The 13,097-nt window shown below is 63.1% G+C and carries 11 protein-coding genes; 9 read left to right on the plus strand and 2 right to left on the minus strand.

Annotation, left to right across the window (positions count from 1 at the left end; genetic code table 11):
- Position 1 precedes the first annotated feature (1 nt).
- The gene (locus LH20_RS11430) at positions 2-1,018 is read left to right on the plus strand and encodes an NAD-dependent epimerase/dehydratase family protein (protein WP_053554310.1); all 1,017 of its coding nucleotides are present in this window, start codon (positions 2-4) and stop codon (positions 1,016-1,018) included.
- Between the two features lie 164 nt (positions 1,019-1,182).
- On the opposite strand, the gene LH20_RS11435 is transcribed toward LH20_RS11430, so the two are convergent.
- Complete coding sequence (locus LH20_RS11435) at positions 1,183-2,592, minus strand: helix-turn-helix domain-containing protein (RefSeq protein WP_053556253.1); 1,410 nt, start codon at positions 2,590-2,592, stop codon at positions 1,183-1,185.
- Between the two features lie 109 nt (positions 2,593-2,701).
- Between LH20_RS11435 and LH20_RS11440 the strand changes: the two genes are divergently transcribed.
- The 8 genes from LH20_RS11440 (at position 2,702) to LH20_RS11475 (ending at position 12,240) form a co-directional block, all read left to right on the plus strand.
- A complete protein-coding gene (locus LH20_RS11440) occupies positions 2,702-4,234 on the plus strand; it encodes an acyl-CoA carboxylase subunit beta (RefSeq protein ID WP_053554311.1) in 1,533 nt (510 codons plus the stop codon).
- A gap of 123 nt (positions 4,235-4,357) precedes the next feature.
- Positions 4,358-4,798 carry a methylmalonyl-CoA epimerase gene (gene mce, locus LH20_RS11445; RefSeq protein ID WP_053556254.1) on the plus strand — a complete coding sequence of 147 codons (441 nt, stop codon included), beginning with the start codon at positions 4,358-4,360 and terminating at the stop codon, positions 4,796-4,798.
- 114 nt (positions 4,799-4,912) lie between these two features.
- Positions 4,913-7,060, plus strand: a complete 2,148-nt coding sequence (gene scpA / locus LH20_RS11450) for a methylmalonyl-CoA mutase (protein ID WP_053556255.1) — start codon at positions 4,913-4,915, stop codon at positions 7,058-7,060.
- On the plus strand, positions 7,057-8,337 hold the full coding sequence (locus LH20_RS11455; protein ID WP_053554312.1) for an O-acetylhomoserine aminocarboxypropyltransferase: 1,281 nt from the start codon (positions 7,057-7,059) through the stop codon (positions 8,335-8,337). Before scpA ends, LH20_RS11455 begins: the two co-directional genes overlap by 4 nt.
- The gene (locus tag LH20_RS11460) at positions 8,334-8,783 is read left to right on the plus strand and encodes a hypothetical protein (RefSeq protein ID WP_053554313.1); all 450 of its coding nucleotides are present in this window, start codon (positions 8,334-8,336) and stop codon (positions 8,781-8,783) included. Before LH20_RS11455 ends, LH20_RS11460 begins: the two co-directional genes overlap by 4 nt.
- Before the next feature lie 15 nt (positions 8,784-8,798).
- Entirely contained in the window at positions 8,799-9,824 is a 1,026-nt protein-coding gene (gene bioB, locus LH20_RS11465) for a biotin synthase BioB (RefSeq protein WP_053554314.1), read from the plus strand.
- Positions 9,821-10,213 carry a lysozyme inhibitor LprI family protein gene (locus tag LH20_RS11470; RefSeq protein ID WP_053554315.1) on the plus strand — a complete coding sequence of 131 codons (393 nt, stop codon included), beginning with the start codon at positions 9,821-9,823 and terminating at the stop codon, positions 10,211-10,213. Before bioB ends, LH20_RS11470 begins: the two co-directional genes overlap by 4 nt.
- A 5-nt stretch (positions 10,214-10,218) precedes the next feature.
- Complete coding sequence (locus LH20_RS11475) at positions 10,219-12,240, plus strand: acetyl-CoA carboxylase biotin carboxylase subunit (protein ID WP_053554316.1); 2,022 nt, start codon at positions 10,219-10,221, stop codon at positions 12,238-12,240.
- 25 nt (positions 12,241-12,265) lie between these two features.
- Here the strand turns inward: LH20_RS11475 and rsmA are convergent, their stop codons facing one another.
- Positions 12,266-13,096, minus strand: coding sequence for a 16S rRNA (adenine(1518)-N(6)/adenine(1519)-N(6))-dimethyltransferase RsmA (gene rsmA / locus LH20_RS11480; RefSeq protein WP_053554317.1), 831 nt, complete (start codon positions 13,094-13,096; stop codon positions 12,266-12,268).
- Between the last annotated feature and the right edge of the window lies 1 nt (position 13,097).

A 13,097-nucleotide genomic window follows, 5' to 3' on the forward strand; every position in this document is an offset into this window, starting at 1 on the left:
TATGGCGGACACGGTTCTGGTCACAGGAGGCAGCGGCTATATCGCCGGCTTCCTGATCCGACAACTGATCGAGAATGGTTGGCAGGTCCACACCACGGTTCGCAGCCTGGCGCGCGAGGCCGAGGTGCGAGGCTGGCTGCAAGTCGACGACAGCAGGCTGCGCTTCTTCGCTGCCGACCTGGAACATGATGCGGGGTGGGCCGAGGCGATGGCGGGGTGCAGCCATGTAGCGCACGTCGCGTCGCCCTTTCCGATCGATGTTCCAAGCGATGCCGACGCGTTGGTGGTCCCGGCGCGCGAAGGGGCCTTGCGTGCGCTGCGCTTTGCGAAGGCGGCGGGGGTGCAGCGCTTTGTCCTCACCTCTTCGATGGCGGCGATCGCTTATGGGCACGGCAAAGGCCGCGATCTTTACGACGAGGCGGACTGGACCAATCTCGATGATCCCAAGGTGATGCCTTATCCGCGATCAAAGACCGTTGCTGAACGATCTGCCCGAGAGTGGGCCAGGAGCGAGGCTCCCGAGATCGAATTTGCCTCGGTGAACCCGGCTGCGGTCTTCGGACCTTTGCTGTCGGACGATCTCTCAACGTCGATCGAAGTCGTAAAACAGCTTCTCGAAGGCAAGGTGCCCATGTGCCCCGACATCGGATTCGGCATCATTGACGTGCGCGACGTGGCCGATCTTCACTATCGCGCGCTGAGTGCGCCGGGGATTCGCGACGACCGATTTGTCTGCTCGGGACCATTTCTCAAGATGATCGACGTTGCGAACATCCTGCGGGCCAATCTTGGCGATCAGGCAAGAAGGGTTCCTGCGAGGAAGATGCCCGACTGGCTGCTCAAGCTGTTCGCCTTGGTGCGGCCCGAACTCAAGCAACTCGTTGCCGAGCTTGGTAATGTGCGCGGAGGCGATAGCCGGCATGCGATCGAACGGCTCGGATGGACCATGCGCTCGCCGGAGGAGGCAATTCTCGCAACGGCGCGTGACTTGATCGGCCGCGCTATCGTGAAGGTCTAGGCGCCTTGCCCATCGTCCGCCCGGGTGTGCGGGGGCGGGCAATTTTCAGGAGCCGTACCTTGTTCGGTGGGATCGCGGCCTCCAAAGCCTTGCGCGCTGGCGACAGCACCGCCTTGCGCATCCTGGTTTCATGATAACCTCCAGGACGACCTGCTGATCGCCCGCTAGCCGATCCGGTACGGCACGACATCGCGGCGGTCGGGGTCGACCAGTATCGGCCGATCGCTTGGCGGAAAGGCGCGCTGATCGCAGTCATCGCGCGGACAGATGCGGCACGAGGGGCCGATGCGCGCAGCGGCGTGCGGGGCATCGACATCGACACCGTCGGCGTAGATGAACTCGGCAGAATATTGAGCCTCACACCCCAGTGCGACAGCGTAGCGGCGAGGACTGCGGGCGTAGCTGCCCGAGGGCTTCACAAGCCCCTTTGCCATCGACACATAGCGTAGTCCGTCGGGGGTTTCGGCAAGCTGAAACAGGATGCGGTCGGGGATCGCCGCGGCCTCGTGAACGATCCACAAGGGGCAGGCGCCGCCAAAGCGCGCAAACTGGAGGCGCGTTGCGCTGTGCCGCTTGGTGATATTGCCCGCCATGTCGACGCGGCAGAAGAACATGGGAATACCGCGCGCACCCGGCCGCTGGAGCGTCGAGAGCCGGTGGCACGCCTGCTCGAAGCTGACCCCGTATTCGAGCCGCAGCCGATCGATGTCGTGGCGAACGGCGCGCGCGCTCGAGCGGAAGGGGGTGTAGGGCATGAGCACTGCGCCCGCCGCGTAATTTGCAAGGCCGACGTGAAGAAGCTGACGCGCCGCAGCCGTGCGCAGCGGGGAGTCTTCGACGACGGCCGCAATTTCGCCGGCGAGGGCGAGGGCGGCGAGTTGGTGCGCGAGCTGGAAGCGGCGGCTTTCGGCTGGCTGCGAAGGATCGATCACCAGGTGGCGCATCGTCGCGTCGAAATCGCGCAGGCTCTGCGATTGCTGGTAGACAATCGAGATGCCGAGCGCATCGCGCAGTTGCCGCTCGATGGCCTCGATCGGGGGAGAGGGGGCAGGGCCGCGCAGCCCATTTGCCAACGTCTCGGCCGCGCGGTCGATGGAATCCACATAATTGCCCGCGTCGTGAAACCAGTCGCGAACCTCCTCCCACGGCAGTCGGCTGCCCTCTGCCGTACCGCCGGTCAGCGCCTCGTCGATGATCTGGAGCCTCTGCCCGGCGCGGCGATACGCCGCATGGAGCGCGACAAACTGGTCGGCGAGTTGCGGCTGCTGAAGCGCAGCGCGCTCGAGTTGCTCGGGTGCCATCGGGGCGGCAGCAAAGAGCGGGTCGGCGGCGGCTTCGCGTAGGGCGGCGGCGCGGCGGTCGCCAGCGTCGGCGGCAATTTCCTCCCATTCAAGCGGGAAGAGTCGTTGCAGGCGGTCGAGCAGGCCAGGCGTGAGCGGACGATCGTCGTGCTCGATCTGGCTGAGATAGGAGGCTGAGATGCCGAGCTGGGCGGCAAAGTCGGCCTGGCGAATGGCGCGGGCCGCCCGCAGGTCGCGAAGCTGGCGTCCAGCGTAAAGGCGGGTTGGAAGCATCGATGCGAACCTAATTTGCAAAGCGCGACTTTGCAACTTTGCAAATTCGCATTTGCCCTTGAACACCGAAGCGGGCATGGGCGGGCCTTCATTTTCGTGGAGAGCCTGCATGTCCGCCAATATCGCCGAAATGGAACGCCGCCGCGCCGCTGCTGCTCTCGGGGGCGGACAGAAGCGCATCGACGCCCAGCACGCCAAGGGCAAGCTCACCGCACGCGAGCGGCTCGACGTTCTGCTCGACGAGGGTTCGTTCGAGGAGCTCGACACCTATGTCGAGCATGACTGCGTCGATTTCGGGATGCAGGAACAGAAAATACCGGGCGACGGCGTCGTCACCGGTTCGGGCACGATCAACGGCCGACTTGTCTATGTCTTCAGCCAGGATTTCACGGTTTTTGGCGGCTCCTTGTCGAAGCGGCACGCCGAGAAGATCTGCAAGGTGATGGAAAAGGCGATGCTCGTCGGCGCGCCGGTCATTGGGCTCAACGACAGCGGCGGCGCGCGCATTCAGGAGGGCGTGGCATCGCTCGGCGGCTATGCCGACGTCTTTCAGAAGAATGTTCTCGCATCGGGTGTGGTGCCGCAGATCAGCCTCATCATGGGACCGTGCGCCGGCGGCGCGGTGTACAGCCCGGCAATGACCGACTTCATCTTCATGGTGAAGGATTCAAGCTATATGTTCGTGACCGGCCCCGATGTCGTGAAAACGGTGACGAACGAGGTGGTCACGCAGGAAGAGCTCGGCGGCGCGATCACCCATACGACAAAGAGCTCGGTTGCCGATCTTGCATTCGAGAATGATATCGAGGCGTTGCTCAGCGTCCGGGACTTCTTCGACTATCTGCCTGAAAACAATCGCAGCGGCGTACCCGTGCGCCCGACGAGCGATCCTTATGACCGTGCCGAGGAAAGCCTCGACACGCTGATCCCGCCCAATGCGAACCAGCCCTATGACATGCACGAGCTGATCCGCAAAACGGTCGACGAGGGCGATTTTTTCGAGGTTCAGCCAGCGCATGCTGCGAACATCATCTGCGGTTTCGGGCGCATCGAGGGGCGCACGATCGGCATCGTTGCGAACCAGCCGATGGTGCTTGCCGGTGTGCTCGATATCAACTCGTCGAAGAAGGCCGCGCGCTTCGTGCGCTTCTGCGACGCCTTCGAGATTCCGATCATCACCTTTGTCGATGTCCCGGGTTTCCTGCCCGGCACCGCGCAAGAATATAACGGCATCATCAAGCACGGCGCGAAGCTCCTCTTTGCCTATGCCGAAGCGACAGTACCCAAGATTACGGTCATCACGCGCAAAGCCTATGGTGGCGCCTATGACGTCATGGCGTCAAAGCATCTTCGCGGCGATCTGAACTACGCCTGGCCCACCGCCGAGATCGCGGTGATGGGCGCGAAAGGGGCGGTCGAGATCATCTTTCGGGCCGATATCGGCGATCCTGAAAAGATCGCGCAGCGCACGAAGGAATATGAGGACCGCTTCGCCAATCCCTTCGTCGCAGCCTCGCGCGGCTATATCGACGAGGTCATTCACCCGCACAACACGCGCAAGCGGATCGCGCTGGGGCTGCGCAAATTGCGCAACAAGCAGCTTGAGAACCCTTGGAAGAAGCATGATAACATTCCGCTTTAGGCGTTCCCCGTCCGCGCGGAGCGCTCAAGCTCTCGCAAGGGAGTTTTCACCTTGCCGCTTCACCGCCAACTCAGCATCTGTGACGAAGGCGGCCGATACGCAGCATCAATGGGATTTGGAGCGATGAAACTAGGCCGTCTCAATCATATCGGCGTTGCGACACCGTCGATCGCCGACAGCATCGTCTTCTACCGCGACGTGATGGGCGCGACGAAGATCCATGAGCCGTTCGACCTCCCTGACCAGGGGGTGAAGGTCTGCTTCGTCGATACACCGGGCGCCGATGGCGCGCTTGGCGGTACGCAGATCGAACTGATCGAGCCGCTGCCGGGAAACACCTCGATCGCCGGTTTTCTTGAAAAGAACCCCGCGGGCGGGCAGCATCATATGTGCTACGAAGTGCCGGACGTTCATGCCGCGAAGTCGTGGTTCGAGCGGCTCGGCAAGCGCGTGCTTGGTGAGCCCCGGATCGGGGCGCACGGCACGCTGATCTTCTTTGTTCACCCGCGCGACATGGGCGGGGTGCTGACCGAGATCATGGAGACGCCGAAGGGGGATCATTGATCTTCCTTTGATCGTCGCCCCGGGGCCGAGCCGGGGCTTCCGCCATTTATCGACGGAAAGCGGTGTGCAGGATCACGTCCGCCCACGACGAAAAAAAGAGTAGAGATGCGCAATATGACCGACAAACCCACACTCGACCAATGGGCCGAAGCTGCCGCCAAGGAAGTGAAGGGCAAGGATTTGACCTGGCACACCCCGGAGGGGATTGCGGTGAAACCGCTTTATACCGCCGAAGATGTGAGGAGCGATCCCGGGCTTCCCGGCTTTGCGCCGTTCACCCGCGGCGTGCGCGCGTCGATGTATACCGGGCGGCCGTGGACGATCCGGCAATATGCCGGCTTTTCGACTGCGGAGGAATCGAACGCCTTCTATCGCCGGAACCTTGCGGCGGGGCAAAAGGGGCTGAGCGTCGCTTTCGACCTTGCGACCCATCGCGGCTATGACAGCGATCACCCGCGGGTTGTCGGTGATGTCGGCAAGGCGGGCGTCGCGATCGACACGGTCGAGGACATGAAGATTCTCTTCGACGGCATTCCGCTCGACCAGATGTCGGTCAGCATGACGATGAACGGGGCCGTGATCCCGATTCTTGCCTTCTTCATCGTCGCAGGCGAGGAGCAGGGCGTCGATCGCAAGCTGCTCGACGGGACCATTCAGAACGACATTCTGAAGGAGTTCATGGTCCGCAACACCTATATCTATCCGCCCGAACCCTCGATGCGGATCATTTCGGACATTTTCGGTTACACGAGCCGCGAGATGCCGAAGTTCAACAGCATCTCGATTTCCGGTTATCATATGCAGGAGGCGGGGGCGACGCAGGTCCAGGAGCTCGCCTTCACCATCGCCGACGGTATCGAATATGTGAAATATGGCGTCGCGAGCGGCCTCGACATCGACAAGTTTGCGGGCCGATTGTCCTTCTTTTTCGCCATCGGCATGAATTTCTTCATGGAGGCAGCCAAACTGCGCGCTGCGCGCGTCCTGTGGCACCGCGCGATGACCAAGCTCGGCGCGCAGTCCGAACGGTCCAAGATGCTGCGGACCCATTGCCAGACCAGCGGCGTGTCGCTGACAGAGCAGGACCCCTATAATAACGTCGTACGCACGACGATCGAGGCCATGGCAGCGATGCTTGGCGGTACCCAGAGTCTTCACACCAACGCGCTCGACGAGGCCATCGCGCTTCCCACCGATTTCTCGGCACGCATCGCGCGCAACACGCAGATCATCATCCAGGAAGAGACCGGCATGTGCAATGTCGTCGATCCGCTGGGTGGGTCCTATTATGTCGAGGCGCTGACGCAGGAACTTGTCGATGCGGCCCAGGCGATCATCGACCGGGTCGAGGCCGAGGGTGGCATGGCAAAGGCTGTTGCTGCGGGCTGGCCCAAGGCGATGATCGAGGAAGCGGCCGCCGCGCGCCAGGCGCGCGTCGATCGCGGCGACGATGTGATCGTGGGCGTCAACAAATATCGGCTGAAGGACGAGGACCTGCTCGAAACGCTGGAGGTCGACAACACGAAGGTTCGCGAGGCGCAGGTGGCGCGGATCAACCAGGTCAAGGCGAGCCGCGACGAGGCAGCGTGCCAGGCGGCGCTGGATTCGCTTCGCATGGCGGCTGCCGCGCCGCAGTCGATCGAGACCAACTTGCTGGCGCGCGCGGTCGAGGCCGCGCGCGCGCGCGCGACGCTTGGGGAGATTTCCTCGGCCATGGAAGAGGCTTTCGACCGATATGCGACGGTGCCGACGCCGGTGAAGGGCGTCTATTCCGCGCCCTATAAGGATGACAGCCGCTGGCAACAGGTCGTCGACGGGGTGAAAGCGGTCGAGCGCCGGCTGGGCCGCGCGCCCAAGCTCCTGATTGCCAAGATGGGCCAGGACGGACACGACCGCGGTGCGAACGTCATCGCGTCGGCCTTTGGCGACATGGGGTTCGAGGTGATTTCGGGCCCGCTCTTTCAGACGCCCGAGGAAACTGTGGTGCTCGCGCTCGAGAACGGGGTCGATGCGGTCGGCGCCTCGAGCCTTGCCGCAGGTCACAAGACGCTGATCCCCGAGTTGATCAGGGGACTGAAGGAGGCGGGGCGCGGTGATATCAAGGTGATCGCAGGCGGCGTCATTCCGCCGCAGGACTATGACTATCTTCGCGACGCGGGCGTGCAGGGAATCTATGGTCCTGGATCAAATGTCGTCGAATGCGCCGCCGATGTGCTGCGCCTGCTCGGCCACAATATGCCGCCACTGGAGGATGCCGCATGACCGGACACAAGCCCGAAACGCTGACCGTTCACGCCGGGACCCAACCCGATCCGACGACCAAGGCGCGGATTACGCCGATCTATCAGACATCCTCCTATGTCTTTGACAGCCCCGAGCATGCCGCGCGCCTCTTCAATCTTGAAGAATTCGGCAACATCTACACGCGGATCATGAACCCGACCAACGGGGCGCTCGAGGGCAAGATCGCGGCGCTCGAAGGCGGGCCAGCGGCGCTTGCCGTCGCATCGGGCCACGCGGCGCAATTTCTGGCATTCCATACGCTGATGGAGCCGGGCTGCGAAATCGTCGCGGCGCGCAAGCTTTATGGAGGGTCGCAGAATCAGCTCGGTCAGAGCTTTCGGAAAATGGCGTGGTCGACGCATTTCGTGGACGCCGACGACGCGGGCAATGTGGCCGCCGCGATCAACGACAACACCCGCGCCGTGTTCATCGAAAGCCTCGCCAATCCAGGCGGCGTCGTGCAGGATATCGAGGCAATTGCGAAGGTCGCGCATGATGCCGGCGTGCCGCTGATCGTCGACAACACGATGGCAACCCCGGTCTTGTGCCGTCCGATCGATCATGGCGCGGACATTGTTGTTCATTCCACCACCAAGTTTCTGAATGGCCATGGCAATGCGATCGGAGGCGTGATTGTCGATGCGGGCAGTTTCGACTGGGCAAAGGGGGGGAAATATCCGGCGCTGAGCGAGCCCAACGCCTCCTATCACGGACTCCGGTTCACCGAGGCATTCGGCAATCTGGCCTTCATCCTTGCCGCGCGCACGCTCGGGCTTCGGGATCTGGGCCCGGCGCTCGCGCCGATGAACGCCTTTCTCGCCCTGACCGGCATGGAGACGCTCGCGCTCCGCATGGAGCGGCATTGCAGCAACGCGCTTGCGCTTGCCAAATGGCTTGAAACGCATCCGGCGGTGAGCTGGGTCTCCTATGCGGGGCTCGGCGACAGCCCCTATCACGAGCTGGCAAACAAGTATCTGGGCGGCCGAGGCGGGGCTGTATTCACCTTCGGCCTCAAGGGCGGCTACGATGCGGGCGTCAAACTCGTCTCGTCGGTCAAGCTGTTCAGCCATCTGGCGAACCTCGGCGATACCCGATCGCTGATCATCCACCCCGCTTCGACGACGCACAGCCAATTGTCCGAGCAAGAGTTGCTGCTGTCGGGCGCGGGGCCCGAGGTCGTGCGCGTCTCGGTGGGGATCGAACATATTGAGGACATTATCGCCGATCTCTCCCAGGCGCTTGAGGTGCTGGCATGATCTGCGTTTCCCGCATCCTTTCTCTTGCCGCGCTGGCCGCTACCCTTCCTGCGAGCGCAGCGCAGGAGGAGGGACGCGAAAGCGCGTTTCGCCCAGGCGTCGCGGTCGAGCTTCTTCATCGCCAGCCGATCGGCGACGTCTATTTCACCAATTGGTTTGCGCGTCTTGAGAGCGAACAAGGGGCGTCGCGCGACGTCTATTTCGAGACGAACGACAAGTTCGTGAACAAGGGCATCATCCGCCTGAACTGCGAAGACCCCGAAGCCGATATCGATCTCGTCCTCTACGGCAGCGGCGATTATGGCAGCGCCGCCGACCGCCGCGAGGTGACAGTGCGCTATGCCGATCGCCGCGCCTGGGCCGATGGCGGCTATGAGGCGCTCGCTGGCGAGACTCCGCCGTTCGAATTCTATAGCGCTGCGCTCGCGCGCTTTTGCGCCTCTTGAAAAGGGTCGAAATCCATGAAGCTTTCCCAAATCTGCGAAGCGGACGATCAGCCGCGGACCGACTGGACGCGCGAGGAAATCGCCGAACTCTTCGACCTGCCGTTCGATGAGCTCATGTGGGAGGCGCAAAGCGTGCACCGACGGCACCATGCGCGCGGGCAGGTGCAGCTTTGCACCTTGCTTTCGATCAAGACGGGCGGTTGCGCGGAGGATTGCGGCTATTGCTCGCAGTCGGCGCACGCCGACACGGGGCTGAAGGCCACCAAGCTGATGGACGTTCGCGCGGTGCTCCAGGCGGCCGCCGTGGCGAAGGATGCAGGTTCGCAGCGCTTCTGCATGGGCGCCGCGTGGCGCAATCCCAAGGACCGCGACATGCCCGCGATCGTCGAAATGATCGAAGGCGTGCGCGCGATGGGCATGGAAACCTGCATGACGCTCGGGATGCTGACGAGGGAGCAGGCGCAGACGCTCGCGGTCGCGGGTCTCGATTATTATAATCACAATGTCGACACGAGCCCTGAAAATTACGGCAACATCATCACGACGCGGACCTTTCAGGACCGGCTCGACACGCTCGAAGAGGTCCGTGCGGCAGGAATCAATGTCTGCTCGGGCGGTATTGTCGGGATGGGGGAGAGCAGGGCGGACCGTGTGGGTTTCATCCACGCGCTCGCAACCTTGCCGCGCCACCCCGAAAGCGTGCCGGTAAACGCGCTCGTGCCCGTGAAAGGCACGGTACTGGGAGACATGCTCGCCGATACGCCGCTGGCCGAGATTGACGACATTGAGTTTGTCCGCACCGTCGCGGTCGCGCGCATTACCATGCCCAAGTCCATGGTTCGCCTCTCGGCCGGACGCGAGAGCATGTCGGAGGCGTGCCAGGCGCTCTGCTTCATGGCGGGAGCGAACAGCATCTTCACTGGCGACAAGCTGCTCACCACGGGCAACCGCGGCGACAGCGCCGATGCGGCGCTGTTTGCAAAGCTCGGGATCGTGCCGATGGAGGCCGAGGAGCCGATGCGGATGGAGGCGGCCGAGTGATCCTTTCGACCCTATTGGTCCTGGTCTCGGCGGCGCAGGAGCCCGCGCTCGATTGCGACAATGCCGGGACGCAGTTCGAGCTCAATGCCTGCGCCTACAAGGACTATGAGCGCGCCGATGCGGCGATGAATGCCCAGTGGAAGATCACCGCGGCGCGGATGAAAGGTCTCGATGCGCAGTTCGACAGAGCGCAGGACGATCGCCCGGGTTATTTCGACACATTACTCGCCGCGCAGCGCGCGTGGCTCGATTATCGCGACAAGCATTGCACGAGCGAGGGCTATTCGATGCGAGGCGGCTCGGCCGAACCGATGGTGGTCAGCGGCTGCCAGGCCGAGCTCACCGATGCCCGAACCCAACAACTCAAAGCCCTGATCGAGGAATATTGAGGCCCATGTTCAAGAAAATACTGATCGCCAATCGCGGCGAAATCGCCTGCCGCGTCATCAAGACCGCGCGCCGCATGGGAATCCAAACCGTTGCGGTCTATTCGGATGCCGATGCGCGTGCGCCCTTCGTGCGCATGGCGGACGAGGCGGTGCATATCGGGCCCTCGCCCGCGTCGGAATCCTACCTGATCGCGGACAAGATCATCGAAGCGTGCAAGGCGACAGGGGCCGAGGCCGTTCATCCGGGCTATGGATTTCTGTCCGAGCGCACAAGCTTCGCCGAGGCGCTTGCGAAGGAAAATATCGCCTTCATCGGCCCGCCGGTGAACGCGATTGCGGCCATGGGCGACAAGATCGAATCGAAGAAGCTTGCGAAAGAAGCCGGCGTCAATGTCGTCCCCGGCTTTGTCGGCGAAATCCGCGACACCGAGCATGCCGTCGAGATTTCGAACGAAATCGGCTATCCGGTGATGATGAAGGCCAGCGCTGGCGGCGGCGGCAAGGGCATGCGCCTCGCCTATGATGAGAAGGACGTCCGCGAGGGCTTCGAGAGCGTCAAGCGCGAGGGGCTCAACAGCTTTGGTGACGACCGTGTCTTCATCGAGAAGTTCATTCTGAATCCGCGTCACATCGAGATTCAGATTCTCGGAGATCAGCACGGTAACATTCTTTACCTCAACGAGCGCGAATGCTCGATCCAGCGCCGGCATCAGAAGGTCGTCGAAGAGGCGCCGTCGCCCTTTGTTACCGAAAAAATGCGCAAAGCCATGGGCGAGCAGTGCGTGGCGCTCGCAAGGGCGGTCGGCTATTACAGCGCCGGCACCGTCGAGCTCATCGTGTCGGGCGCCGACCCGACGGGCGAGAGCTTCTACTTCCTCGAGATGAACACCCGCCTGCAGGTCGAACACCCGGTGACCGAGGCGATCACCGGAATAGATCTCGTCGAGCAGATGATCCGCATCGCCGCGGGCGAAACGCTCGCCATGAAGCAGGACGATGTCAAGATCGACGGCTGGTCGATCGAGAACCGGGTGTATGCAGAAGATCCCTATCGCGGCTTCCTGCCCTCGACGGGGCGGCTCACACGCTATCGTCCGCCCGTTCCGGGCTGGAGCGATGACGGCGCGGCAAACGGCCGCCGCGGAATCGACGGTGTGCGCGTCGATGACGGCGTCTATGACGGCGGCGAGGTATCCATCTTCTATGACCCCATGATCGCCAAGCTGATCACCTGGGGCAAGACGCGCGATGAGGCGGCTGACCTCCAGGTCGCAGCGCTCGACCGTTTCGAACTCGAAGGCCTCGGTCACAATATCGATTTCGTATCGGCGATCATGCAGCATCCGCGCTTCCGCTCGGGCGAGCTCACGACAGGCTTTATCGCCGAGGAATATCCCGAGGGGTTCAGCGGTGCGCCGACCGACGAGAGAGTGACGCGCGCGCTCGCAGCGATCGCGGGCTTTATGGCGAGCGCCGAGGCCGACCGGGCGCGGCGGACCGACGGTCAGCTCGGCGAACGGCTCGATCCGCCCGCCAAGTGGCACGTGGTGATCGCGGGCGAGAGCCACAAGGTGAAGATCGGCCGAAAGCACATCAAGGTTGATGGCGAAAAGATTGATATCGCTCTTGAATATACACCGGGCGACAGGCTTGTCGTCGCCGAGATCGATGCGAGCGAACTCGCGGTGAAAGTTGCCAAAACGCGCAGCGGCTGGCGTATGACCACGCGCGGACATATTCACGATGTGCGCGTCCTTCCCTGGCATGTCGCGCCGCTTTCTTCGCACATGATCGAGAAAATCCCGCCTGACCTTTCGAAATTCCTCATCTGCCCGATGCCGGGCCTGCTTGTCGCGCTGCACGTGGGCGAGGGCGATGCCGTCGAGGCGGGTCAGCCGCTCGCGACAGTCGAGGCGATGAAGATGGAAAATATCCTGCGCGCAGAGAAGGCTGGCAGGGTGAAGAGTGTCAACGCCGCACAGGGCGACAGCCTCGCGGTGGACGCGGTCATCCTGGAAATGGAGTAGGGCCGAAGGAGTCTCGGCCGCGCGGTCAAGTCCCGAGCGTACGTGCGAGCGCGACCCACTCGGCCACGCTCACTGTCTCGGCGCGCCGTGTCGGATCGATGCCGATCGTCTTCAGGCTCTCGACCGCGCCTGGCACGCCCTTGAGGCTCTGTCGCAGCATCTTGCGGCGCTGACCGAAGCCTTTTTCGGTGAGGCGCGAGAGGAGCGCGGGGTCCACGCTCGGTGGCTGCTCGCCGGGCACGACGTGGACGATCGCCGACATGACCTTGGGGGGAGGGGTGAAAGCCGAGCGGTGGACTTTCATCGCGATGCGGGCAGACGCGCGCCATTGGGCAAGAACGCTGAGCCTCCCATAGGCAGGGGTGCCCACCGCGGCAACGATACGCTCGGCAACCTCCTGCTGGAACATCAGTGTGAGCGAGAGCCACCGCGGCGGCCAAGCCGCCGGTTCAAGCCAGCGGGTGAAGAGCGCGGTCCCGACATTATAGGGGAGGTTGGCAACGATGTGATAGGGGCGGCCCGCGAGCGCTTCCGGGTCGATCGCCATCGCATCGCCTGCAATGACGCGCAGCCTGCCCTCAAATGCGTCACTGAGCTCGCCAAGCAGCGGCAGGCAGCGGTCGTCGCGCTCGACCGCGATCACCTCGGCTCCCGCGCGGAGCAGCGCGCGCGTCAGCCCGCCGGGACCGGGGCCGACCTCGAATACGAGGTCGCCGTCGAGATCGCCGGGAAGCGCCGCGATGCGATCGAGCAATTGTTCGTCGAACAGGAAATTCTGCCCAAGTGCCTTGCTTGCAGAGAGGCCGTGCGCACGTACCGTTTCTCGCAGCGGCGGGAGCGGACGCGCCGGAGTCACC

Source organism: Sphingopyxis sp. 113P3, from assembly GCF_001278035.1.
GTDB lineage: Bacteria > Pseudomonadota > Alphaproteobacteria > Sphingomonadales > Sphingomonadaceae > Sphingopyxis.

What these genes read in the sequence shown, in the direction of transcription:
- LH20_RS11440 (WP_053554311.1), top strand. Translation starts at nt 2,702, where the DNA reads ATGTCCGCCAATATCGCCGAAATGGAACGCCGCCGCGCCGCTGCTGCT.
- scpA (WP_053556255.1), top strand. Translation starts at nt 4,913, where the DNA reads ATGACCGACAAACCCACACTCGACCAATGGGCCGAAGCTGCCGCCAAG.
- mce (WP_053556254.1), top strand. Translation starts at nt 4,358, where the DNA reads ATGAAACTAGGCCGTCTCAATCATATCGGCGTTGCGACACCGTCGATC.
- LH20_RS11435 (WP_053556253.1), bottom strand. Translation starts at nt 2,592, where the DNA reads ATGCTTCCAACCCGCCTTTACGCTGGACGCCAGCTTCGCGACCTGCGG.
- LH20_RS11460 (WP_053554313.1), top strand. Translation starts at nt 8,334, where the DNA reads ATGATCTGCGTTTCCCGCATCCTTTCTCTTGCCGCGCTGGCCGCTACC.
- LH20_RS11455 (WP_053554312.1), top strand. Translation starts at nt 7,057, where the DNA reads ATGACCGGACACAAGCCCGAAACGCTGACCGTTCACGCCGGGACCCAA.
- LH20_RS11475 (WP_053554316.1), top strand. Translation starts at nt 10,219, where the DNA reads ATGTTCAAGAAAATACTGATCGCCAATCGCGGCGAAATCGCCTGCCGC.
- LH20_RS11430 (WP_053554310.1), top strand. Translation starts at nt 2, where the DNA reads ATGGCGGACACGGTTCTGGTCACAGGAGGCAGCGGCTATATCGCCGGC.
- bioB (WP_053554314.1), top strand. Translation starts at nt 8,799, where the DNA reads ATGAAGCTTTCCCAAATCTGCGAAGCGGACGATCAGCCGCGGACCGAC.